Annotated in this window: 21 protein-coding genes; 6 read left to right on the top strand and 15 right to left on the bottom strand. The window is 62.5% G+C overall.

The window, feature by feature from the left end:
- Positions 1-1,581 (bottom strand): ABC transporter substrate-binding protein, encoded by a 1,581-nt coding sequence (locus JP75_RS00110; RefSeq protein WP_035077486.1) that lies wholly within the window; start codon positions 1,579-1,581, stop codon positions 1-3.
- Positions 1,582-1,799: 218 nt separating this feature from the next.
- On the opposite strand from JP75_RS00110, the gene JP75_RS00105 reads away from it, so the two are divergent.
- Positions 1,800-2,504, top strand: a complete 705-nt coding sequence (locus JP75_RS00105; protein WP_035077483.1) for a GntR family transcriptional regulator — start codon at positions 1,800-1,802, stop codon at positions 2,502-2,504.
- Positions 2,505-2,878: 374 nt separating this feature from the next.
- Here the strand turns inward: JP75_RS00105 and JP75_RS00100 are convergent, their stop codons facing one another.
- Genes JP75_RS00100 through JP75_RS00075 form a run of 6 tightly spaced genes read right to left on the bottom strand, consistent with a single transcriptional unit; the run spans position 2,879 to position 8,591 of the window.
- Positions 2,879-3,769: a MurR/RpiR family transcriptional regulator gene (locus JP75_RS00100; RefSeq protein WP_341872252.1), complete on the bottom strand. Its 891-nt coding sequence runs from the start codon at positions 3,767-3,769 to the stop codon at positions 2,879-2,881.
- Positions 3,770-3,817: 48 nt separating this feature from the next.
- Positions 3,818-4,843, bottom strand: coding sequence for an ABC transporter ATP-binding protein (locus tag JP75_RS00095; protein ID WP_035077480.1), 1,026 nt, complete (start codon positions 4,841-4,843; stop codon positions 3,818-3,820).
- Positions 4,840-5,589: a glycerophosphodiester phosphodiesterase family protein gene (locus JP75_RS00090; RefSeq protein WP_035077477.1), complete on the bottom strand. Its 750-nt coding sequence runs from the start codon at positions 5,587-5,589 to the stop codon at positions 4,840-4,842. The genes JP75_RS00095 and JP75_RS00090 overlap by 4 nt, the downstream gene beginning before the upstream one ends.
- A gap of 16 nt (positions 5,590-5,605) precedes the next feature.
- On the bottom strand, positions 5,606-6,415 hold the full coding sequence (locus tag JP75_RS00085; RefSeq protein WP_035077473.1) for a carbohydrate ABC transporter permease: 810 nt from the start codon (positions 6,413-6,415) through the stop codon (positions 5,606-5,608).
- The gene (locus JP75_RS00080) at positions 6,405-7,271 is read right to left on the bottom strand and encodes a carbohydrate ABC transporter permease (RefSeq protein ID WP_035077469.1); all 867 of its coding nucleotides are present in this window, start codon (positions 7,269-7,271) and stop codon (positions 6,405-6,407) included. The genes JP75_RS00085 and JP75_RS00080 overlap by 11 nt, the downstream gene beginning before the upstream one ends.
- 60 nt (positions 7,272-7,331) lie before the next feature.
- On the bottom strand, positions 7,332-8,591 hold the full coding sequence (locus JP75_RS00075) for an ABC transporter substrate-binding protein (protein WP_035077466.1): 1,260 nt from the start codon (positions 8,589-8,591) through the stop codon (positions 7,332-7,334).
- Positions 8,592-8,797: 206 nt separating this feature from the next.
- Here JP75_RS00075 and JP75_RS00070 point away from each other — a divergent pair, with 206 nt between their 5' ends.
- The 4 genes from JP75_RS00070 (at position 8,798) to JP75_RS00055 (ending at position 13,695) form a co-directional block, all read left to right on the top strand.
- Positions 8,798-9,853 carry an ABC transporter ATP-binding protein gene (locus JP75_RS00070; protein ID WP_035077463.1) on the top strand — a complete coding sequence of 352 codons (1,056 nt, stop codon included), beginning with the start codon at positions 8,798-8,800 and terminating at the stop codon, positions 9,851-9,853.
- Positions 9,850-10,914: an MBL fold metallo-hydrolase gene (locus JP75_RS00065; protein WP_035077460.1), complete on the top strand. Its 1,065-nt coding sequence runs from the start codon at positions 9,850-9,852 to the stop codon at positions 10,912-10,914. Before JP75_RS00070 ends, JP75_RS00065 begins: the two co-directional genes overlap by 4 nt.
- A gap of 77 nt (positions 10,915-10,991) precedes the next feature.
- A complete protein-coding gene (locus tag JP75_RS00060; protein ID WP_035077457.1) occupies positions 10,992-11,981 on the top strand; it encodes an ABC transporter substrate-binding protein in 990 nt (329 codons plus the stop codon).
- Entirely contained in the window at positions 11,959-13,695 is a 1,737-nt protein-coding gene (locus JP75_RS00055; protein ID WP_152565677.1) for an ABC transporter permease, read from the top strand. The genes JP75_RS00060 and JP75_RS00055 overlap by 23 nt, the downstream gene beginning before the upstream one ends.
- Positions 13,696-13,983: 288 nt before the next feature.
- Here JP75_RS00055 and JP75_RS25680 read toward each other — a convergent pair whose 3' ends face one another.
- The 6 genes from JP75_RS25680 to JP75_RS00020 all read right to left on the bottom strand — a co-directional run bounded on the left by JP75_RS25680 (position 13,984) and on the right by JP75_RS00020 (position 19,971).
- Entirely contained in the window at positions 13,984-14,559 is a 576-nt protein-coding gene (locus tag JP75_RS25680) for a DNA-binding protein (RefSeq protein ID WP_084587325.1), read from the bottom strand.
- A gap of 110 nt (positions 14,560-14,669) precedes the next feature.
- On the bottom strand, positions 14,670-14,969 hold the full coding sequence (locus JP75_RS27315; protein WP_051960021.1) for a DUF6634 family protein: 300 nt from the start codon (positions 14,967-14,969) through the stop codon (positions 14,670-14,672).
- A complete protein-coding gene (locus tag JP75_RS24965; RefSeq protein WP_051960018.1) occupies positions 14,966-15,571 on the bottom strand; it encodes a hypothetical protein in 606 nt (201 codons plus the stop codon). Before JP75_RS24965 ends, JP75_RS27315 begins: the two co-directional genes overlap by 4 nt.
- Entirely contained in the window at positions 15,568-17,529 is a 1,962-nt protein-coding gene (locus JP75_RS00030) for an AAA family ATPase (protein ID WP_035077449.1), read from the bottom strand. The genes JP75_RS24965 and JP75_RS00030 overlap by 4 nt, the downstream gene beginning before the upstream one ends.
- 84 nt (positions 17,530-17,613) lie before the next feature.
- Positions 17,614-18,909, bottom strand: a complete 1,296-nt coding sequence (locus tag JP75_RS00025) for a hypothetical protein (protein WP_152565676.1) — start codon at positions 18,907-18,909, stop codon at positions 17,614-17,616.
- 348 nt (positions 18,910-19,257) lie between these two features.
- Positions 19,258-19,971 carry a hypothetical protein gene (locus tag JP75_RS00020; RefSeq protein ID WP_035077443.1) on the bottom strand — a complete coding sequence of 238 codons (714 nt, stop codon included), beginning with the start codon at positions 19,969-19,971 and terminating at the stop codon, positions 19,258-19,260.
- A gap of 411 nt (positions 19,972-20,382) precedes the next feature.
- On the opposite strand from JP75_RS00020, the gene JP75_RS00015 reads away from it, so the two are divergent.
- On the top strand, positions 20,383-21,573 hold the full coding sequence (locus JP75_RS00015; protein ID WP_244446220.1) for a DUF3644 domain-containing protein: 1,191 nt from the start codon (positions 20,383-20,385) through the stop codon (positions 21,571-21,573).
- Positions 21,574-21,932: 359 nt separating this feature from the next.
- On the opposite strand, the gene JP75_RS00010 is transcribed toward JP75_RS00015, so the two are convergent.
- Both JP75_RS00010 and JP75_RS00005 read right to left on the bottom strand, forming a co-directional pair.
- The gene (locus tag JP75_RS00010; RefSeq protein WP_035077437.1) at positions 21,933-23,120 is read right to left on the bottom strand and encodes an IS91 family transposase; all 1,188 of its coding nucleotides are present in this window, start codon (positions 23,118-23,120) and stop codon (positions 21,933-21,935) included.
- 4 nt (positions 23,121-23,124) lie between these two features.
- Positions 23,125-24,030 (bottom strand): tyrosine-type recombinase/integrase, encoded by a 906-nt coding sequence (locus JP75_RS00005; RefSeq protein ID WP_035077435.1) that lies wholly within the window; start codon positions 24,028-24,030, stop codon positions 23,125-23,127.
- Positions 24,031-24,179: the final 149 nt, after the last annotated feature.

Genomic DNA, 24,179 nt, shown 5'->3' with positions numbered 1-24,179 from the left:
TCACGCGCCCCAGTTGTGGCGGCTGAAGTCCATGACGAAGGACTGGGCGGCCGTCCACTGGATGTCCTTGCGCTTGGCCGTGAAGGAGGCGTTGCGATGCAGGACGACGTAAGCGGGATCTTCGATCTCGATGATCTGCAGCATGCGGCGCCAGATTGCGATGCGACGGGCTTTGTCGGTGCTGGTTTCGAGTTCGTTAGAGAGCGGGCCAAATTCCTCGTTGGTCCACTGGCCATTCCGCCAGCCATTGCTGGTGGGGCCCCAGGAGCCTGGCATCTGCACGCAGGGATCCGGCAGGGAGGCAGCCGCCGACCAGTCATGGATACCGCGGGTGGCCGGTTCGCCTTCGCTGATCTGGCCCCAGTTTTCGACCATCTGCAGCTCGACATTGAGCCCCACGGCGCGCCAGTTCTCGGTGTTGATCTGGGCGGTCGAGGTCTGGTTGGTGTAGTAGTCGTTCAGCACGCGATAGGGGATGGCTTCGCCGGCATAGCCCGCTTCAGCCAGCAGGGCACGAGCCTTGTCGGGGTCGTAGGCGGGGTTTTCATGGTCGGCGATGTAGAAGTCGCCGTAAAATTCCCACTGCAGGCCCCGTGGCACGGTCGTGCGGCCGCCCCAGAGGGCTTCCACGATCAGGTCACGATCCACCGAATGGGTCAGGGCCTGGCGGATCAGCGGATTGGCCAGTACCGGGTGGGACTTGTTGAAGATGGTGTAGCGCGAGTTGTTGATCGGGCCGCCGACGACTTCGAAACGGCTGTCGGCTTCAACGGTCGCGATCTGGTCGGGCGGAATATCGCAGGCAAAATCGGCACCGCCCGAGCGCAGCAGGTTGATGCGCGATGCGGTTTCGGGTGTTTCCACGAAGCGCAGCTTGCTCAGCGGCGGGCGACCATCCCAATGATCATCAAAGGCTTCGAGGCTAAGCACGGAGTCGGCCTGGAAGTCGGCGATGCGATAGGGGCCGGTGGTGATGGGCATGCGGGCCCAGGTCATCCAGTCGCCGGTCTCAAGGAATGCACGCTTGTTCACGACCATGCCGATGGCACTGGCAAGACGCCCTTCAAGCACGGGGTCGATGATCGAATTGTGAAAGCGCACCTTGGTGGGCGAGAGGATTTCGACACGATCAAAGGCCGGCAGCGAGCGACGCGACGCGGCAATGACTGCCTCGGGCACTTCAATCGTGCCACCGCCCCACATGCGGTCAGGACCGAAGGTGAAGGCCACGTCTTCGGCCGTCAGCAGGTCGCCATTGTGGAACTTGACGTCGTCGCGCAGCTCGACCTCGATCGTATAGTCATCGATCCGGTTCCAGGATGTGGCGATCGATGGCTTGAGCGACATGTCGCCAACCCAGTCGGTACCGATCAGCGGCTCGGCATAGCTGGTATAGATGCGGGCGCCGACATTGGACTGTTCCGACAGCATTTCGAGCGTGTTGGAATTGGAAACCTTTTGCACGGCCACGGTGACTTCCGGGCGGTCGTCAGCCTGGGCAAAGACAGCGCGCGGCAACGCCAATGCGGCGGCTGTCGCGGCCCCCAGGGTCAGGACAGTGCGACGATTGAGATCAGTCATGGTGTCTCCTCTCGGAATGCCAAGTGGCTGTAAAAGCGCACACCGCTGCGCAGACGGACGCACATGGCGCCCGACGCTTCGGTTGCGAATTTGCTATGTTCAGTGATGGTCGGGCGCGCAGGGGAGCCGTTCGCCGTGACGTGATCTGTCTAGGACGTCATTGTGTAACGCGCGTGACAGCTGTAGGTACAGCTCAAGAAATTTGTCGGGGAGAGTTCATGGCGGCTCAGTGGTTCCGCGTCTATGATGCACTGCGCAAGGCGATCATTGTGGGTGAGTTGCGCCCAGGCAGCCAATTGCCACCCGAATTTGAGCTTTCGGCATCTCACAATGTCAGCCGCAATACGGTCCGGCGCGCCTATCTGGCCCTGTCTCAGGATGGATTGATCCGCAGTATCAACGGGCGTGGCTCCTTCGTGATGCCGACCGGCATAACCTACGAGGTCGATGCAACATCGCGCTTCAGGGATGTCCTAGATGGTCAGGGGGTGAGATCAAGCATGCAGGTCCTCGATTACACCATGGTGTCAGCCGACACGGAACTGGCAGCCAACCTTGCCATTGCGCCGGAAATGCCGCTGCTGCGGGTAACCGCGCTCATCACGGGCAATGACATGCCGTTCATCCTTACCGTCCGTCATATTCGGGCCGACCTGGTGGACAACCTCCAGGCAAGGCTGGCGGAAACCGACTCCCTGACGCGGATCGTTCGCAATGAGGGGCTGGGACAGTTGCGGCGTGTCTCGACAACGGTCAGCGCCCGCTTGCCGAGTGAGCGGGAGGCAGAATTGCTGCAGAGTCCGGCAAATGCGCCGATCCTGGTCGTGGCCTCTACCGGACGGATCGACAACGGCCAATTGCTGGAATGCCAGAATGCGGTGATGAACGGTCAATTGGTGCGCCTGTCTTTTCGCAACAATTAGTCGATCGCTGCGACCAGTGTTGAGCGGTCACATTTGAGGCGGAAGCCCCGTATTCATCCTTGTAGCCGATCCTGTATCTGGCACGATTTTCTCTGGTGGCCGGCCAGGCTGGTTGATTCAGGTTTGGGTTGCCAGTTATCTTGGATGGCGGTCGTTAAAGCTCTTTTTTGGCCGTTGCTGCTCAAACCGCGCATCCCGGTTCTCCACATCTGGTATTCGCTGTCCGCAGACAGTCGCCGCCTGCTCAAAAGCGAACACACAGCGAACCGCATCGCACTTGCCGTGAATACTTGCAGCTCTAAAAGGCAGCTCTCGGGATCCCATCCGACCCACTTTACCGGCCGGAATGGGGGCGCTTAGCTGCCCGTAACGCCTCAGGTCAGAGAGCGTGAGAGGCCGCTCTGGGTGCGAAAGGCCTTGAACCGCTCAAGGGAGCGGATCGAATGACCTTCATCGATCGAGGCAAGATCGAGGATGATGGCATTGGCGATCGTCATGGGAACGACGAGCGACTGCGACTCACCCACAGCCCCGCGCGAGACAGCGATGTGGTGGTCGGGCGGGGGGCTGATCAGTACGCCCTTCAGGTCGGTAATCGCCATGGTCGTAGCCTTGGCCGAATGCGCGATGGCCCTGATCTCGTTCAGCACCGGCACCGATCGGCGGAAGGAGAAAAGCCAGAGCGTGTCCTTGCGCGTCATCTGGCTCAACACCTCGGGGAGTTGGTGCATGTGACTGCCGAGATCGACGCAAGGATAGCCAGAGCGATTGAGGCGCAAGGTCACCAGGGCCGAGAGAGAGGCAAAATGTCCGCGCCCGAAGACGAAAACGCGCCGGCTCTCGCGGATGCACTCGGCAAATCGGCGGATGTCACCGCCCGATACGCGCTGGCGGACCTGCTCGAGTGCGGCGATTTCGCTGTCGAGGATCGAAGAGAGAACGCCGCCGTCGTCCGCCTTGACGAGTCGCGCCGCCATTCGCGCAGCGGGACTGTCGAGGTCGCCCCCGCCCGCGATCAGGCTCGACTGGATGAAGGTGCGAAATTCTGGATAGCCGGAAAAGCCAAGCCGGCGCGCCAGGCGAACCGCCGATGCCGGATGAACGCCCGCCCGGGACGACACAGCCGCGCCATTGTCGATGGCAGCGCGCACCGGGTCCTGGGTGAGGACTTCGAGCAGGCGCTCGTCCGCCCGCGTCAGTCGCGTCGAATTGCGTGCGATGAGGTTCCGCAATGCCTCGGAAACCGTATCTTTCGTTTCGATCACGGACGATCCCGGCCTGGATGAAAAGGGACGCAGGTGTGCTTCCTGCCTTCAGGACAATTCAACACGCTTGCCGTCTTCATCGAAATAGAGCGCATGCGAAAGCTCGAGATTTACCCACAGGGCATCGCTCCCCTGTGGCATGTCCTTGCGCGCGCAGTTCAGCGTGATACGCCCGGCGGCACTCTCGCAATGAAGGATGACCGTCGCCCCGGTCATTTCCGAGAGCAGGAGCCGCACACCCAGCCCGTTGGCCGCCGGCTCCCCGGCATGAATGGACAGGTGCTCGGGGCGGAGGCCTATGGTCAGTCCCTCGGGTCCCGAATAGCCCGGCACCGCTTTTGCCGACAGAAAGTTCATCGGCGGCACGCCAAGGAACCCGGCGACGAACCGGTGCGCCGGCCGATCATAGATCGCCTCAGGCGTATCGAACTGCAACAGGTGCCCGTCCTTCATCACGGCGATGCGATCGGCCAGCGACAGGGCCTCGGTCTGGTCGTGGGTCACATAGACCATGGTGGCACCAAGTTGGCGATGCAGTTCCTTGACTTCAGTGCGCATGGCGATGCGCAATGCATTGTCGAGATTGGAGAGCGGCTCGTCCATCAGGAAGATGGAGCTCTTGCGCGCCATGGCCCGGCCCATGGCCACGCGCTGGCGTTGCCCGCCCGAGAGTGCGCCCGGCTTGCGCTCGAGATAGGGGTCGAGCTGCAGCATCCCGGCGACGCTCTCGGCGCGCGCGTTGCGTTCGCGCTTGGGCACGCCGCGCAGTTCGAGCCCGAAGGCGATGTTCTCGCGCACGCTCATATGCGGGTAGAGCGCATAGTTCTGGAAGATCATCGCAATATCGCGGTCCTGCGGCGGCAAGTCGTTGGCGCGGGTGCCGCCGATTTCGATATCGCCGCCATCGGCGCGCTCGAGCCCGGCAATGAGGCGCAAAAGCGTGGACTTGCCGCATCCGGAGGGGCCGACGATAACGATGAACTCCCCGGCTTCGATTGCCATCGACAGATCGTGGAGCACCGTCGGACCGCCGTGATAAGCCTTACGGACGTTACGTAGCGCTATGGCGCTCATGCCGGCTGCCTCCCCGCTCGATTGTCGCGCAGAGCAATGGCCAGGCTCGGCCGGTCGGTCGTGAAGACCTTGATCCCCAGCCCAAGTGCCTTTTCGATCTGTTCGGCCGTATGTGCTGCCCAGCATCCAAAAGCGATTCCCGCGTCGTTGGCCGCCGCCATCAGCTCGGCGTCCGCCTCGTCGATGTGGACCCCGATCTCGGATATCGAGCGCGCGCGCACTATTTCAAAGAGCGCGGTTCTGCCGACGAGCCGCAAGACCTGCGGGCTAACCAGCCAGAGACAGGGCCGCTGCGTCACCGCACCGAGCTCCACCAGCGTATCGAGCAGGAACGACGAGAACCGCGTCCGCTCCCGCATACCGCCTTTGCGCAAGGTATCGACGACCCCTGGCACGAAGTTACTGTAGGCGCGGCCTTCGGCATCCGGCTTGATCTCGCAGCGGAACTCGACCGTGCTGTCGCGATAGATGTCGCAAAGCTCGTCCAGCGAGAGCGGATGCTCGCCGCCGCTGTAATTGATGGTCGCGGCCCGCACCTCGGCTTCGCTCAGCGTTGCGATCGCCCCGGTCTTGTCGGTGGTGCGCTCGAGCGTTGCATCGTGATGGACCATGATGGCGCCGTCGCGTGTCGGATGGACGTCGAATTCGACCTCCTCGAGCGCCATCTGCGCCGTCTTGCGAAATCCGGTGGGCGTGCTGTCGCCAAATTCGAGCGTGCCGCCGCGATGGGATGCGATGCGTGTCATCGTCTTTGTCCTTGTATCATTTGACGGCGCCCATGGTGATGCCGCGCACCAGATGCCGCTCCACCAGGAAAAAGCCGAACAGGACCGGCAGGATGGTGATGGTCGAGGCCGCCATGACCAGCGGCCAGTCGATCAATCCTTCACCGGGGTTGACGCTGTAGAGCCTGGCGAGCCCGAGTTGCAGCGTATAGAGGTCTTCCTTGCCTACCGCGACGAGCGGCCAGATGTAGTTGTTCCACTCGCCAAGGAAGATGTAGAGCCCCATCGAGAAGATGGCGGGCCGCGAGATCGGCACGATCACCCGCCACAGGACCTGCAGCGGCCGTGCCCCGTCCATGTAAGCTGCCTCATCGAGTGCGCGCGGAATGCCGCGGATGTACTGGCGCAGGAAAAACGCGGCAAAGCCGTTGGAGATCGCGGGCAAAATGAGCCCGGCATAGGTATCGAGCAGGCCGACCCGCGCCAGGGTCAGATAGTTCGGAATGAGCGTGATGTGGCTCGGGATCATCAAAGTCGCCACCGTGATCCCGAAGAGCAGGTCGCGGCCCTTGAAGTCGAAGCGCGCGAAGGCAAACGCCGCCGTCGTCGAAACCGCCAGCCCCACCAGCGTCACCATGCCCGACACAATGATCGAGTTGACGAGGTAGCGGGCGAAATTGAACTTGGTGACCGCCGTCCCATAGTTGCCCAGGCTGAATTCGAAGCCGCCGCGATAATAGGACTGCGCCGTCTGGAACGACATCCAGATCGAGTAGAGGACCGGCGACAGGAACAGGAGCCCGGCAACGAGCGCCAGCGCGGTCGTTGCGTTTTGCCTAAGCTTCATAGTGCACCTTGGCGCCGAGGGCCCGCGCCTTGACCAGGGCCAGCCCGATCAGCAGCACGAAAAGGATGATGGCGAGCGCCGAGCCCGTGCCGATATCGAAGAGCACGAAGCCGGTGCGATAAAGCAGGTGCACCAGCATGTCGGTCGCTCCCGCCGGCCCGCCGCGCGTCATCACGTTGATGATGGTGAAAATCTGGAAGGCCTCGATGACCGAGATCACCAGCAGGAAATAGGTCGTGGGCATAATGAGCGGCACGGTGACCCGCCGGAACACCTGGAAGCGCCGTCCCCCGTCCATGGCGGCAGCGTCGTAGAGCTCCTGAGGCACCGCCTGCAGCCCGGCGATATAGATGATGACGTCGTAGCCAAGCTGCTTCCAGGTGTTGATGAAGATGAGGACGAGGAGCGTCACGCTCGGGTCCTGCAGCCACGGTACCTTGCCCAGCCCCATGGCGGTCAGTAGGCCGTTGGCGAGACCATAGTCGGTGGAGAATACCCAGGAAAAGACAACCGCGATCGAGACCGTCGAAGTGATGGTCGGCAGAAACATGGCCCCGCGCAAGACTCGCGAGCTCAGCGTTTCGCGCTTGAGGTAGCTCGCGATGGCCAGGGCCAGCACCAGCCTGATCGGCACCGATATGACCGCAAAGATCGTCGTGACCTTGAGCGAATCCCAAAAGTCGTCCCAGGCAAAGAGCCGCGCATAGTTGGAAAAGCCGACGAACGGCATTTCCGGCGACATGAAGTTCCAGGAGCGGAAGCTGAGGTCGACGCTCGAAACGATCGGGACATAGGTAAAAATCGCGATGAAGGCGACAAGCGGCGCGACCAGCAGATAGGGCGTGAGCTTGGACATTTCGCAGGCTCCTGGGAGGGCAGCGGACCGGAAATGGCCCGCCGCCCATCTGGCAGAGGATCAGTTGCTGATGCGGGCTTCCTCAGCACGGGTGTCTTCAGCGAATTTGGTCATCGCCGCTTCCACGGGGGTCTGGCCCAAGGCCATCGCTTGCCACACATCGTACTCGGTAGTGCGCATCCAGGTCACCACCGGGGTGCGGGCACGGCCGTGGGCATAGGGAAGGGACTTGATCGCTACGTCGATGCCCGGCTGGTTGGCCAGTGCTTCGGCGGCGACAGGCTGTTCGGCCGAGTTCTTGTTGATCGGCAGGTAGCCGGTCGCGGCAAACCAGATGGCGTTGGCTTCGGCCGAGGCGGCATAGCTCACGAAATCATAGGCCGCGTCCTGGACGTCCTGCGGAGCGCTGGCAAGAATGCCGATGCCGGCGCCGCCGATCGGCACGGAGCAATCGGGATTGCAGGGCATGGGCAAAACGCCGAGGTTATCGCCGAGAGCTTCGCGGGCGCCGACATAGTTGCCGGTCGAGTTCATCATGATGCCGACCTTGCCGGCGAGGAACGCGTCACGTCCGTTGTCTTCCTCGGTGACACCGTCGGCCGAGGCTACCTTGTGCTCATCCACGAGGGATGCCATCCATTCGTAGGCCTCGATGGTCTTGGGATCATCAAGCAGGATTTCGCCGGTCATGGAATCGATGAGGTCGCTGCCATTGGCCATGACGAGGCCCCAGCGTGCGAACTGGCCGGGTGCGGCGATTCCAGTGATGCCCTCTGATCCAAGCGTTTCGGTGATTGTCTGGGCAGCCTTGAGGATCTCGTCGAAAGTGCCGAGGTCGGGCTCGCCCTCAATGCCGGCGCGGGCGAAAATGTCCTTGTTGTAATACAGGATCGGGGTCGAGGAGTTGAACGGGACGGTATAGTTCTTGTCCCCTATGACCCCGATTTCGCGAGCATAATCATAGAGCACGTCCTTGAGCGGGTCGGCTTCGAAATAGGGCGTGAGGTCCACCAGCACACCGCCATCGGCAAAGAGCCCGTAGCGCGTGACCTCCAGGATCACTGCGGCGGGCGCCCGGTTGGCAGGAATGGCGGCCTGCAGGCGAGCGACGATGTCGTTGTAGTTGCCGACATACTCACCCTGGATGTCGACGTCCGGATTGGCGGCTTCGTAGTTGGCGATGATTTCTTCGAGAGCTTCACCGGCTCGATTGTTGAAGCTGTGCCAAAAGCTGACTGTGGTCTGCGCCTGGGCGGCGATGGTGGAGGCGGCCAGGGCGACGAAGCTGGCTGCAATCGAAATGTGCAAACTGCGTGACATGATCTCTCCCTGCAATTGTAATTGCATTGCCCGGTCGATGTACGCGGCAGAGCTGACGGTTTCTTAACGCTAAGGCGAAGGTTGCGTGACGGAGGATCGACGTGCGAATTCCTGGCTTCGGAGGCCAGGCAGACCCGCAGCCGGCCTTGCCGTTACACGATTGTCACATCGCCTGCCTACAGCCACCGCCCGAAGGGGAGATTGCGATGGACCAGATCACACTGAGGCAGATCAACAAGCGCTTCGGCAACACCGCAGTGCTGCAGGATGTGACGCTGTCGGTCGAGCCGAGCACCTTCCTCGCGCTGCTGGGACCGTCCGGCTGCGGCAAGACCACCTTGCTGCGCCTGATTGCCGGGCTCGAACGGCCAACCTCCGGCGAGATCGAGATCGCTGGCCGCGTGGTGGCTGGCCCCGACCATTGGGTTGAGACCGAAGCGCGCAAGCTGGGCATGGTATTTCAGTCTTATGCCCTTTGGCCGCACATGAGCGTCGCCGAAAATGTGGGCTTTGGCCTGTCGGTGCGGGGTATGCACGGCCGCGAGCGCGCGGCACGGGTCGAGGCCGCCCTTGCGATGGTTGGACTCGAGGGCCTGGGCAGTCGCCGACCGCCCGAACTGTCCGGCGGCCAGCGCCAGCGCACCGCACTGGCGCGCTGCCTCGTGACCGAGCCTGAACTCATCCTGCTCGACGAGCCGCTGGCCAATCTCGATCCGCACCTGCGCGAGTCCATGCAGGCCGAGTTTCGCCGCATTCACCGCAAGACCGGCACCACCTTCGTCTTTGTCACGCATGACCAGGCCGAGGCCATGGCCCTGGCCGACCGGGTCGCCGTCATGAATGCCGGTCGCATCGAGCAGCTGGGAACGCCCCAGGAGCTATATGGGCAGCCGGCGACGCGGATGGTGGCCGAGTTTTTCGGCAAGGGGGTGGTTCTGCCGGTCGACGTGGCCGCACGGCTCGACGACCGAACGCGCCGCGTCTCCCTCGGCGGCGTGACGCTCGACCTTCCGGGTGTGGCTGCAGTCGGCGCCGCCCAGCTCAGCCTGCGTCCCGAAAACGTCGTCCCGGCAGCGGCCGGACTGCGGCCCCATCTGGTCGGCAGGGTAGTCGACACATCCTTCCGCGGCGCCGATCACCTGGTGACGCTGGCGCTGGAGCAGTTTGGCGGCAAGACCATCGGCCTCGGCATGGCGGCGGCGCCAGAGCCCGGTGCGCGTGTCGATCTTGCCGTGACCGGCGGCTGGGTGCTCCCGGCATGAGGCTGACCGCGATATCGGGCTATGGACAAAAGGGACCCGCCTGCTTCCTTCTCGAGATCGCCGGACGCCGCCTGCTGCTCGATTGCGGCAAGGGGCCCGATGACGACCGCGAACCCGACCTGGTCGGCGTCGGCACCGTGGACGCAGTTCTTGTCAGCCATTCCCACCGTGACCATACCGGTGCCCTGTATCGCCTCGGAGACATCGGCAGCCCCCCGGTCTTTGCCACCGGCCTTGCCGCACGGCTCGCCGATATCCGCGCCGTCGGCGATTTTGACGATGCCGCCCGCCATCTCGGCCTCGAGATCGCCACCGGCCGCTGCGGCCATGCCCCCGGCGCCGTCTGGATGCGGATCGGCGGCGCAGAAGGATTGCTCTATACCGGCGACTTCTCGCTCGAAAGCAACCTCTATCCTGCTGAACCCTGGCCGCGCGCGCGTGCGTTGGTTGCCGATGCCTCCTATGGCGCCTGGGACGGCACGGTGCAGCAGGCCCTTGCCGAACTGACCGCACTTGCCGCCGCCGGCCCCTTGCTGCTGCCCGCTCCGGCGGCGGGCCGCGGCCTGGAAATGGCGCTCTTGCTGTGGGAGGCAGGCCATCGCGTCCGCCTCTGCCCCGTCCATCGCGCCGTGGCCGCCATGCTGATCGAGGGCGGCGCGGAACTGGCACCGGGCGCACTAGAGCGCCTGGCCTCCCTGCTCGAGCAGACGGAAACTCTCTATGCAGATGACGAGCCGGACGGCGTCATGATCGCAGCCAAGGCCGATGCAAGCGGCGGTCTCGCCGCGCAATTGCTCGCCACCTGGCGGACCGGCGAAGTCAAAATCGTCTTCACCGGCCATGTCTCGCGCGGCACGCCGGCGGCGCTTGCCGTTGCCGGAGGCCGCGCCAGCGTCCTGCGCTGGAACGTGCACCCCCGATTGTCAGATATTCGGGCCCTTCTCGACGCGGTCGAGCCGGAGGTCGTGATGCCTGCCTTCGTGCCGGCGGAACAACTCCGCGCCCTGCATGCGGCGTTGCCCGCCATCCCCTGGACGGAAGGCGCGCTGCAACTCGCCTGAGCGTCACGCCGATGTCACGCGATTTGGCTACGTCCCCTCCGACGCTCGCACCCGCGGGTCACACGATGGAAAATCCGATGAAAACAACGCTTCTTCGCCTTGCGGCAGCCTTCGCCATTTCGGCCGTTCCGGCCTCCGTTCTGGCCCAGGATGGCTCGACCATCACCGTCTATACGTCCCAGCCCACCGAGCAGATGACAGCCGTGATCGAGGCGTTCAACGTCGATCACCCCGAGATCACCGTCGAACTCTTCCGTTCGGGCACGACCGAAGTGATGAGCAAGCTGCAGGCCGAAGTGGCCGCCGGTCAGGTCCAGGCCGACGTCATCCTGATCGCCGATGCGGTCGCCATGACGCAGCTCAAGAACGAAGGCCTGCTCTATGCCTATACCGACGCGCCGGTCGAAAACCTTCCGGCCAGCGTCGTTGATCCGGACATGACCTTTTTCGGCACCAAGCTGATCACCACCGGCATCATCTACAACACCGACCTGGTCGACACGCCGCCGACTGCCTGGGCCGACCTCACCCAGCCCGAGATCGCCTCAGGCCTCATCATGCCGAGCCCGCTTTATTCCGGCGCGGCCGTCATCCATGTCGGCACCGTTGTGCAGCAGCCCGAATTCGGCTGGGAATATTACGAGACTCTCGCTGACAATGGCGCCGTGGCCGGCCAGGGCAATGGCACCGTGGTCGAGGCCGTGGCGCGTGGCGAAAAGCCCTATGGCATCATCATCGAATATATGGCGCTCAACGCCAAGAAGGACGGCTCGCCCGTCGATTTCGTCTTCCCGGCCGAGGGCGTTTCCTCCATCACCCAGCCGATCGCCATCTTCAAGGACACCGACGCGCTCGAAGCTGCCAAGATCTTTGTCGACTGGCAGTTGTCCGCGTCCGCCCAGGAGCAGTCGGTCACCCAGGGCTACTTCCCGATCTTTGCCGGCGTTGCCGTTCCCGAAGGCTATCCGGAAGTCGATTCCCTGAACATTCTGCCGGCCGACTTCGACCAGATGCTGGCCGACGACGAAGCCAACAAGCAGCACTTTGCCGATCTCTTCGGCGGCTGATCGCCTGGGCCTGCTGCCACCCCTGCGCATGCGGTGGCCTTCGCAGTCCGGCGAGGTTTTCCTCCTCGCCGGACTGTGTCTTTACGTGCTCGTGGTCGGGGTGATGCCGCTCGGCCGGCTGCTGATCGAGGCGCTGCGGCCTGGCGAGGACGGCCAGGCCTTCGGCATCCTGTTCGACGTCTGGCAGAGCCGCGCGGCGCCACGCGCACTCGGCAATACGATGATTGCCTCGGTCGGCGCGACCATGGTCTCGCTGCTGATCGGGGGGCTGGGCGCGGCCGTGCTGCATCTGACCGACATTCGCGGCCGGACAGCACTTGGCTTCCTGCTATTGCTGCCCATGCTGATCCCGCCGCAGATCTCGGCCCTGGCCTGGATCGAACTCACCGGCCCCTCAAGCCCGCTCCTACGCCTCGCCGGCCTTGCGCCGCCACCGGGCACCACCAATCCTCTATATTCCATGGGCGGCATCATCTGGGTCATGGGGCTCGAACATGCGCCGCTGGTCATGCTGGCGACGCTGACCTCTTTGCGCGCACTGCCGCGCGATCTCGTCGAAGCCGCCAGCGTGAGCGGCGCGCGGCGCACGGCGATCCTCTGGCGCATCGTCTTGCCACTGGCCCGGCCGGGCCTGTTGGCCGGCGGTGCCCTTGCCTTCGTCGCGGCCATCGGCAATTTCGGCGTGCCGGCACTGCTCGGCATCCCCGGGCGCGTCACGGTGCTGACGACCCTGATCTATCAACGCCTCACCGGCTTCGGGCCGTCGGCGCTGGCGCAGGTGGCGAGCCTGTCGCTGGTGCTGGTGCTGCTGGCTGCAGCCGGATTGTTGCTCCGCTGGCTGTTGCTGCGCCGCACCTCCTACCTCGACCGCACCGGGCAGCCCCTTGATCCCTTCGCGCTCGGCAGGTTCCGCCTGCCCATGGAGTGTGTCGTCTGGCTGCTTGTGCTGCTGATTTCGGTTCTGCCGCTGCTGGCACTGATCGCCAGCGCCCTTGTTCCGGCGCTTGGCGTTCGCTTGAGCGTTGCCACCCTCAGCCTCGATAATTTCGGCTTCCTTTTCAGCAATGCCGCCCTGCGCCGCGCCTTCACCAACAGCTTTCTTCTGGCCGGCGCCGCTGCGCTGATTTCGGCCCTGGCCAGTTTCATCCTCGGCTACCTGACCACCGTCCGCCGAAATGCGCTCGCCCGGCTGCTAGATCTTCTTGCCGACGCGCCCTATGCCGTTCCCGGCACTGTGCTGGCGCTTGGTGTAATCATGGTCTTCCTGCCGCCACTGCCGGTGTTCGGCGTGTCACTCTATGGCACCGCCTGGATCATTCTTGTCGCCTATCTGGCCCGCTTCTTGCCGCTGGCGCTCCGTCCTGTCGCGGCAAGCTACGCCACGATGGATCCGGCACTCGACGAGGCCGGCCAGATCCTCGGTGCGCGCGTGCCGCGGCGGCTTGTGCAGCTGTCGCTGCCCTCGGTGCTGCCCGCAACCATTGCCGGTGCCCTCCTCGTCTTCATGAGCGCCTTCAACGAATTGACGCTCTCGGCCCTCCTGTGGTCAACCGGCACAGAGACGCTGGGCGTGATGGTGTTCTTCCTGCAGTATGAGGGGAACTCCCCGGCGGCCTCGGCCCTGGCCACCGTCGTCGTTGCCGTGACCCTGGCGGTAGCCCTGCTGCTTGAAGTCACCGCGCGCCGCTTTGCCCCCAGCGCGTCGCTGCTCTAGCTTCCGGATGCGTGGCTTTGCCCATATCCGACAAACCGACTGAACTGCCCAAATGCACAATCCCGCGTAGTGTATGGAAGGGGAAACAGCGGGGGCTGCTGGCGGAACTATCCCTGCCAAATTTGCATGTCTGCTTTCGAGAACCGGCTTTTTGGCTCTTAACGGCCGGAACGGGGCGCGTAGCAATCGGTCCGTTCTAGGTAAGCCAGGCACGAAACGGGGTCCTTGCCACTGATAGCCAGAGGTGTCGCCCAAAAAAGTCGTGGGTTTAGACGCAGTCCCATTGCGCTATTTCTTGTCCGCACTCGCAGGAGCCAACTGCGTGGCAAGAGCTGTAAGTCTCTCATCGAACCCCTTCATGGCCGCGGCGAGTTGGCGCTGGGCGACCATTTCCTTTTCGCTGAGCTGTGCTGTCAGTTTCTCGATCTTGCGATCCCTAGCCACGATCTGCGCTTCGGCGCTCGACAGAGCCTTGCTGGACTTATCGAGCTCCCGACCCAAGTCGACGACTTGCTCGTCCAGCGCAGCATTGACCGCCCCTAGCGTTTCCACCTCGGCCTCCAGGTCACCGAGCATCCGGTGCAGCCGCTCAATCTGATCGCGGGTTCGCACCGCTTCAGCTTTTCGGCCCTCGGCAAAGATCTGCGCGACGACTGGCCGGACCAGATCGAGGATACCCGCCGGAAGGTCGTCCACCGCTTGCGGCGGCTCCTCACGCAATGTTTTAAGATGCTTCAATACCGTTGGTTTCGAGCCACCGCCGATCGCGGCGATCACCGCGTCGGCGGTGGCGCGTTGGTTGTTCAGATGAAGCTGCGCGACGGCGGCGCGAACTTTTTCGAGGCTGGCGATTTCTGCGCTCATATCGCGCTCCTGATGGACTTGAGGGTTTAGTATAGTACGGTTTAGAACCGTACTTCAATATGGGGTGACGTTCGGCTGCTAGCCCGCGACTATGTGCGGACCGGCTGGCGCTAATGGAGGGTCTCTCCACGCTGCGGACCGAGCCGGTAATATCGGCTGATTGTGCGTGCCCAGCCCTCGTGGACATCGGCTGCCAGCACCACGGAAGTGCTGCACGGCCCGTCTTGAAGCTTTGGATGCCCCCGAACCTGTCCGACCAAGAACATGACACCCGTCGCGGTCCAGCGTGGCTCCCAGTCCGTCAGCAGCGGCGCACTGGACAGATCCTCAGGGCTAGGCGAGTGCCCATTGGACAGTTTCTCCCAGTCGCGGAGCGCGCGTTTCAGCGTTTTGGCGGAGACCCGGCTCATGACCAGGCCTCCTTGGCGTGCTCACGGCAACGCACGCTCCACCAGCCGATGTCCTTGCGCAGGTGACCCTGGGCACCGCACACTTCGCAGATATGGCTGGACACGTTTTCGGCCACTGAGATGATTTCGTCGCCAAGGTCAGGCAGGTCGCCATACCAATAGAACCTCAGCGTCCCAAACTTTTCCTTGATCTGCGTCGGTGCCCAATCCCTGTCCGGTGCGATCTCGTGCAGCCAGACAAAACTGGCGTCCAAGAGATCGGTCCAGCCAGGGCCGCATTCAAAGCCAACAACTGCCTTGTCGTGCTTCCTGTGAAGCGCCTGCAAGTCTCGATCTTCTGGGGGCCACCCCTTGGGATTGTACGGCAGAGATCGAGTCCAGCGGAGCCGCTGCATGCGCACAACCAATTCTACCACGGTCTCGCGGAGGAAGGGCGGATGAGGGGAGAAGCTCGATCCACCAATCGCATTAAGCGGGCGGCCTGGCGCGATATGCGCAGACAAGGTGTCAGGAGCGGTCCCCACCACCGCCAGGGATGCAAGAGCGGGATCCCCAGCAAGACAGGCTTCGATCAAGGCTTTGGTTTCTGCGGCGATACTCATGATGCGGCCTCCGCCAAAGCCAGGGGCTCGTCATGGTCAGGTGGCAGATCGGGTTGGGCGCTCTCGGAAGCACCGAGGATTTCGTCGAGACGCTCGCCGGTAATGACCCGTTCATCGAGCAGCACGTCGACAAGGCGGGCAATGTCGGTCTGGCGCCGGATGACGATCTCGGTCGCGCGCTTGAGGAAGCGGTTGAGTTCGATGTCGATGACCACGGCGAGAGGAACACCATTCTTAAAATCCCGATAGTCGGTGTTCTTCGCCGTTCGCAGTGAACCATAGAGCCCGAAGTCCAGCATCGCCGAGCGCAATAGGCTGTTGACGCTTTCAAGGTCTGCCGCTGCCCCGGCATGGCCTCCAGGGCCCAGAGCTTCGTCGGCAGCCCGACCGCCCAGCATCATTGTGCCGGTGCGCTCGATCTGTTCTCGGGTGAGAAGGGAGGTATCGCCATCACCGGTGGTCACATAGCCGCCAATGGCGCCCATGCTCAGGATGGACACTTCCTGGACAGGCAGCCCCAGTTCAATGGCAACCACAGCGTGCCCGGCCTCATGTAGGGCTATTGCACGGTCCTTGTGCGGCGATCGGCCATCGGGCGGCGCGACCAGGTCCAAAACGTCGCGCAGGACCAGAGGGCGCCCCGCTTTTTGGGCCCGTGCCACGGCAGTTTCACACCAGCTCTTGATGCGCGCCGGGCTGGCACCAATTGCCAGCCGCGCCAGCTGGACTACTGCGGATGTCGGCAGCCTGTCCCCAAGGAAACAGGCAAACAGCCGCTGCCGGTCCATGGAATCGGGCAAAAGAACCGGAACCCGCCGCTCCAGCCGGCCGGGACGGATAAGGGCCCCGTCCAGCTTTTCAAAATGATTGGTCGCGCCGAGCAGCAGGATGGGCTTTCCAGCATGCCGCAGCTTGTCGATCTCTGTGAGAACGAAAGTGACGACGGGCGTCCACCACTGGCTGTCCTTTTCATCCATGGCGGCGCGGTTAGGCAAACTGTCGATCTCGTCGATCAGACCGACGACCGGCGTGGTGGCCAGCGCGATTTCGTCAAAAAACCGGCGGGCTGCGCGAATGACATCACCCAGATGTCCGCCGGAACTCGCAAACCATTCGCCAACGGATGTCCGCACGAACGTCCAGCCGGCCGAACCGGCCACAGCTTGGGCCAGTGTGGTCTTGCCCGTGCCCGGCGGACCTTCCAGGCAGCCATGGATCAAGCTCGTTGACTTGAGCTTTCCCTCTTCCACCTTTTCCATGAGGTCCAGCGTCTCGAGGGCCCAGGCAGAGACAGATCGGGTCATGGCCAGGTCCCCAAGGGTAACCGTAATCGCGGCGCCGACGTCCTTGCGCAGAGCCTTGGACGCCCGGCGTAGATTGAACACGCATTCTCGCGCCGAGAGCAGAGGGCGAATGGCAGTGACAAAATTTTCAACGCCCAAGCCTTCGATGTCGGCGCGATGCAGACCTCGGACGGGCTGTCCCGTGACCGACCGGATAGTCTGCCGGACCACCGCCAAGTTCGGCGGTGGGACAGTAATGATGACATCCGCACCAACCAAAGCCTCTGGCACAAGCACGCGCTCTGGATCCGGGGAGATCAGGATGACTGTTCGCCCCCATTGCAGTTTGGCCAGTTCGTGCCGGCCATTAAGGTCCTGCGATTTCCCCGGGCGCGGCGGCTCGCAATAGGCTTCGACGACCACGTTCCCATCCTGGGACGCGATGTAAGTGTCGAGCAGCCGGGCGGTGGCTTCATCCTTGGTCTTGATGATGATGAGCTTGGCCGCAGACTTGAACAGCCGGCGCAGCTTGGGCGTAAGAGCCCTGTCGAGTAGGAGCCGGCCCAAAGCCTCACCGGGACGTTCGAGTTCCCGTGGCGTTGTGACGGGTTCGGATCCGGCACTGGTCTTGCCGGTGTCCTTGCGGGACTTGCGGTTGAGAGCGGAAAGAGACATGCGTGTTCTCCGTCGGCGGCGGCCGAAGCCGCGCCTTGAACAGAAAATGAGGAAAGGTGTGGGAGGCGGAGTGTGGGACGCGCTCTAAAGAGCGAGCGCGTCGATCTCACAGTCGTCCGGGTCTATCGGCTGCCAACAGCTCAGGCCAAAACCTTTGCTGCCCGAGACGAAGTGGCCGACGGCGCTGCCGGAGGAAAAGACAACGTCGCGCATCAGGACATAGCAGCTGCCATCCTCGGCTAGCTCCAGCAATCCCGAATGAAGCCATGCCGCGCGCTGGAACGACGCATTGGCTGAGGCAGATTTTACCGTGTCGATGCGCACGTCGCTGCCCCGCAGCAGCAACCAGGTCCCGTCATCACGCTCTGCGGCCAAAGCCGTCAGACCGCGATAGTTGAGTTCCATCACCCGGCCTTCGGGAATGGAATCAAGGGGACGGACCGCTCCGAGGCGATCGGGTTCCGCGCGTGGACCGGCCAAGCGCTGACGCACCGAACCCTCGAGGAACATGATGCCGCCTTGGCGTAATGCGAGAACCACCTGCGCAGTGAACTGGACAAGCTGATCGTAGCGTTCGACGCTGATCGGGGCCCCGTCGGGCTGTTTGTTGACGACAGTGAAGTCGGCATCGTCCGATACATAGGCCCAAAGAATGCGTTCGAGGGCGAGCACGTCTTCTTCACTCAAACTATTGTTCGCGTCAGTGATCACCAAGATGGTGTCAGGCAAAGCATCCATCTGTTTGCCCATGGCGATTCGGAACCCGACATCGCCGCCAAAGCCAACGTAAGCTTCCGAGCCGCAGAGCTGGATATAGACACCAGGCTGCTGCAGCCCGGGCGCATATTTGAAGGCAGCGCGATGCCTGCCGGAGCCACGAAGGATCCGCGGCTGCAGTGACGAAGCTGGGACCTGAACCAATTCTGGCGGCAGCTCAGCCTCGGCGTCAGCCACAAAGTCGGTCCACTGCACAGCGGCGAGCTGGTCTTCCAGGCTTTCGCGCGAAGGGGCTGGTGAAGGAGCTGGGTCAACCGGGACGAGGTCACCGGATTGGTCAGACGGCAGCCGCCGGGCCAAGACCGTGTGGGCATCGATGATGCCTTCCGATAGCACCACCAGGGCGCCGGCAGCGACGAGAGCAAACACGGCGCTAACCGGATCGTCATGTCCCGGGAGCTCGGCGATGATGTCGCTGATGCTGGCCGAGCCAGTCGCATCGACCGCGGACAGGATCTGCACCTGGACACTGGGCGTCAGCGTCGGATGGCTGATCAGTCCGGGATGCGAAAGATCGGTGCGGCCCGATGCGGGCAGATCGGATGTTGGGGAATTGGGGTTGCATGCAGCCATGCGGCCGCTAGAAGTGGCATTAGCCTTCATTGTACTGGTCCAATCAGTATGATGTCGGTCAGGTCGACGGCGGGTTTGCAGACCTTCCGTCGGCCGCCCTTTGCAGAGGGCGGTTCCAACCGTTTCGACGCCGGAATTGACATCGTCGCAAAACGCTGCCGGATCCGTTTCGGCTTGGCAATCCCCATTCTGCGCCAGCGTAAATCGTAGTTAATTTTTGGTTCCGGACCGCCGAACGCACCAGGTGGAGAATAGATTAAGGCACGGAAGGGAACTGGTTTTCGGCTTTGCGCCGGTCCAAATTGATCGGCAGCGCTCAGCGCCTGGTCAGCCTCTCCATACCTATAGGTCTCTACTATTGGGCATTGTCTCGTCCCGTCATCGGCCCAGATGACTGCCCACCAAGCTCATGAACGCTGGCGGCGCGCCACGGAAAATCCTCACGTCGATCGGGTCGTCGCGCTCATCTCGAAACATTGTGCTGGCGGGGGCGAGTTGGTATTTTCCGTGTGGCGTCAGGAAGACAACGAGGTCACCTTTGCCGGCGTAGCTGAGGTAGATGTGTTCGGCACTGGTCGTGCACCATTTTGTGCCCAGTCCCCAGAAGCGGGCTGCGGCAAAACCCTTCAACCGCACCACCATCCATTTGCCATCGCGGTAGAGAATTTCGGATTGGCGATAGGCCTCGGCCTTGAGGCTTTCGCGTTCTTTCCGACGCTGGGATTCTGCAATGCGTGTCGGAATGATTGACCGTAAGTCATCGACCGTTCGGTACTGGCCGATATCGCGCTGCTCGACGGGCAGCCGGTCCTTGAGGTCATGGAATCGAGCCAGTGCCCGCCGGACGTCTTCCAGCTGCATGAGGTCCACGCTCGTCCGAAAACCTCTTTGGTCCCAGAGCCGGCGGCGCCAGTGAGACAGCCAGCTGTGGTATTGACCCTCTGTCGGGTCGAACTGGCAGATCAGCGGAAAGACGCGTTTTTCGCGCTCGACCGACAGATACGGGTCCAGGTTTTCCCGGCCCGCGCGAGCCCATGCCGCCTGCAGGTGGTCGATCAGCACAAAATCGGCGCGGTTGAGATTCGTAGGCATGCCGCATGGTGACTGACGGTGGTGCTGAGGTGCCACCACGCGGCTTGTGGATCCCTAGGAGCGCGCACTTGACGTTGCTACGGGCGAAGATATTGGCCCCTATTGTACACGTTGGAACACGATGGAGTCAGAAGCAGGCCCAGTAGACGGTGCAGACACCGTTCGGCATGCCGGTGGCTATGCGCTGATATTGTTCGGAGGCGGATCCACAAATGCTCGGCGTGGTGACCTTCTAGCAGCGGACGGGCAGCAACGCGCCCCATTTCTGCCGTTCGGGCAGGCCTTTTGAAATCCTGAAAGCGGTCGGTCCGCTCAGTGTTTTGCCAGCGTCCCAAAAAAACGGGGTGGTTTTCAGACGGTCAGTTTTGGGTAGTATTGATGCAGTGATCTGCCGATTGTCTGGGGGCGAGTTTGGCAAAGAACGCCGTGTCACTGACACCTGAGGAAAAACGTGTTGCCAAAGCGCTACTTGCGCAGAAGTGGCGCAATCAGGACATACAAGCCCTCATCAACGTTGGTCGAAAGGCGACCATTAACAGCGGACGCATAACCGGCGTCAAAAAGAACGCCGAGCAGGAGTCGGCGTCCGGAGATGAGGTTGCGTTCTTCCTCCTGAAGAAGAAGTCGTACGATCAGCAGACTGGTCTCAACCGATACGATGACGAGCGGCTCATACGTGCCCGCGAGGCCATGATCCTCGCAGTCCAAGTGTTCAACAGTGCTGCTCTCAGGTTTAAAACCGAGGTGTTCACGATGTTGGCGAACGTAGCGTGGACCTACCTCATGCATGAGTGGCACTCACGCAATACGACGGTGGAACTCATAAATGCCGACGGATTCTCTAAGCCGCTAAGCGAGTTAGTGGAGCGGGCAGACTGCCCGCTGCCGGACGGAGTGCGGCAGAATCTGCGGGCGCTGAAGGTGCTGCGGGATAAGGTAGAGCACCACCTCTTGGGCAAGGCCGATCAGAAGTGGCTCGGGATTTTCCAAGCGTGCTGTCTGAACTTTGACAAGGCCCTATGCGAGCTATTCGGAAAGGAGCTGACCCTCGCAAGCGAGCTCTCGTTTGCATTACAGTTCGCAAGCATGAACCTCGAACAGGTGACAACGCTCAACCAGTACGAGCTCCCCGTTGACATCAACGCCATTGATGCTCTCATCACTGATGGAATGACGCCGGAGCAGCTGAATAACATCGAGTTCCAGTTTCAGGTCGTATACACCCTCAGCGCCGCCCCGAAGTCCAAAGCCCACATCCAGTTCGTCAACCCAATATCGGCTGAGGGAAAGGAAATCCATAACGTTTTGGCCAAGAAGGTCATCTCGGATGACCTCTATCCGCTAAAGCCGGGGAAGGTCGTCAAACAGGTCGCAACAAAGACCAAGAAACACTTCACGTCGCACACGCATCTGCAGGCAATGCGGCACTTCAACGTGCGGCCGAAGAATGGCGCTCCTCAGCCAGAAAACACCGACAAGACTCACTGCATCTACCACCCGGTTTACAAAGCGTATGCATATTCACCCGAGTGGGTGGAGAAGCTTGTGGCCGCGGTTAATGACCCAGAGGTCTACCAGAAAATCAGGGCCGTGAAGCTCTGAGGCGTTTAGGTTTATCTTCGTCACTGATGGCAGCTTTTGGGTATTGATCAGTTAGCGCTGAGCTTCCGAGATGGTGAAGGGTTTCGGGCGCTGTTTTGCGTACGAAAGCCACCCATGCAGGAACCCGCGGTCCGCATGCACTGGGCTATGGGGTTTTCTGATTTGACCTGACCGAAGTCCTGCTGCGGGCAGCGGCATATGGCGTGGCGCACCTGCCTGTTGAACGTCGTCCGGGCAGCCTTTGAGCCTCAGCGGTGACGGTGTTGCTGAGATTGGCGTGTATGATGATGGTCGACGTGGCGCCTGGCGCGAACCATCCCGTCGGCCCACGATGTGGCGCAGCCGTTGGACCAGTCGGATCATGCCGGGTCATGGACGGTCTCCCGGGTTGGCGGCGCTCGCGGCCGGCACCAGGGCGCAAAGGTCTCGATGATCACCATGGTGCCGCCGCAGCAAGGACAAGGCGGGCGCGGATCTGGAGCGGTCTCGGGGGCGTGCGGTTCGTCCGTCGTCGGCGCCACCCCCAGCATGTCGCGGGCCTTGGCGAGGCAGTCCTTGCGGGCGGAGCTGGCGAGCAGGCCGTAGTGCCGGATGCGGTGGAACCCACGCGGCAGGACGTGGATCAGGAAGCGGCGGATGAACTCGTCGGCGGCCAGGGTCATGATCTGCTGCCGGTTGGCGCCGCTGCGGCGATAATCCTTGTAGCGGAAGGTGACCTCATTGCCGTCGAAGGCAATGAGGCGGCTGCTCGAGATCGCGACCCGGTGGGTGTAGCGGGAGAGATAAGCGAGCACCGCCTCAGGCCCTGCAAAGGGCGCTTTGGCATAGACCACCCAGCGCTTCTTGCCGACCGGCGCGAAATGACGCTGGAAGGCACGGCGATCGCTGAGCCCTGCCAGCTTGCCGAAGAAGTTGAGCTTCCCAGCATTATGCAGCTCGAGCAGCCTGCTCAGGAACAACCGGCGGAACAGCGCCCCCAGCACCCTGACCGGCAACAGGAAGGCTGGCCGCGATGATATCCACCGACCATCCGGTGTGATGCCGCCACCGGGCACGATCATGTGGATATGCGGATGATGAGTCATGGCCGAACCCCAGGTGTGGAGCACGGCGGTAATGCCGATGCGGGCGCCCAGGTGTTTTGGGTCGGCGGCAATCGTCAGCATGGTCTCAGACGCCGCCTTGAACAGCAGGTCGTAAATCAGCGCCTTGTTGTGGAAGGCGATGTCGGCGACCTGAGCGGGTAGCGTGAACACGACGTGGAAGTAGCCGACCGGCAGGAGATTGGCCTCCTGGGCCTCCAACCATGTGCGTGCCGCCGCGCCCTGGCACCGTGGACAGTGCCGGTTGCGACAGGAGTTGTAGGCGATCCGCTGATGCCCGCAGTCGGAACAGGCTTCGACGTGACCGCCCAGAGCAGCAGTGCGACAGGTCTCGATCGCCGACATCACCTTGAGCTGGCTGAGGCTCAAATGCCCGGCATGGGCGAGCCGATAAGCAGGGCCGGCAGAGCGAAAGATATCGGCAACCTCGATAGTGGAGCGCACCGGGTCAGGCGGGCGGAGGCTTGTCCTCCATCAGGGCCATCAACCGGTCGAGCGGACTGGCCACCGCCTGGATCGTGCGGGTCGAGACCTTGGTGTAGAGCGCGGTCGTCTCAAGCTTGGAGTGGCCGAGCAGCACCTGGATGACCCGGATATCGACATCCTGCTCCAAGAGGTGCGTGGCAAAGCTGTGCCGCAAGGTATGCGGGCTGACCTTCTTGCGGATGCCGGCGACCTCGGCCGCCTCCTGCACCGCGCGATGCAGTTGTCGCGACGAGATCGGATCGGTGCGCCAGCGCCCCGGAAACAGCCAGCCATGGGGCAGCATGACGCCAGTTCGCTTGCCCTCGCGCCACCACAGGCGCAGCAGCTCCAGCAGTTGGGGCGAGAGCATGGCGTTACGATCCTTGCGCCCCTTGCCCTGCTCGACCCGGATCAGCATACGGGCGCTGTCGATATCGTCGATCTTGAGATGCGCCACTTCGGAGACGCGTAATCCGGCGCCATAGGCGACCCCGAGCGCCGCCTTGTACTTGATGCCCGGCGCTGCCTGGAGCAATCGACCTGCTTCCTCCACGCTGAGCACGTCGGGCAGCTGGCGCTGATAGCGGGTAATCACCAGGGCGCGCGACAGATCTCGCCGCTTCAGCGTTACCTCGAACAGGAAGCGCAAGGCCGAGACGGCACCATTGATCGTCGAGGGACTGACGCCGTTTTCATGCTGAAAAAGTTGATAGCGACGGAGATCGTCTGCCGTGGCCACATCAGGGCTCTGCCCCAGAAAAGCGGCAAAGCGCCGGACGTGACGGACATAATCATGCTGGGTGTGGACGCCCAGGCCGCGCATCAGCATGTCCTGCTGCATGCGCTGGCGAAGCGGCGATACCGGTGAAATGGCCGGTGACGTAACCATGGGGAGTTCCTCTCGTTGAAAGAAACTCCATGATCCGACTGCGACCTTAGCCGCTCAAAGGCCTAAACGATGACGCTGAACCAGCAGCGCGCTCCCCTCCCGCGGAGCGGGTCGTCTAATCGCCTGGCCGTCAAGAGGTATGTGCAAGC

Source organism: Devosia riboflavina (assembly GCF_000743575.1).
In the GTDB taxonomy this organism is placed as follows: domain Bacteria; phylum Pseudomonadota; class Alphaproteobacteria; order Rhizobiales; family Devosiaceae; genus Devosia; species Devosia riboflavina.
Note: the sequence above shows the minus strand (reverse complement) of the source record. Positions and strands in the feature narration are given on the sequence as shown.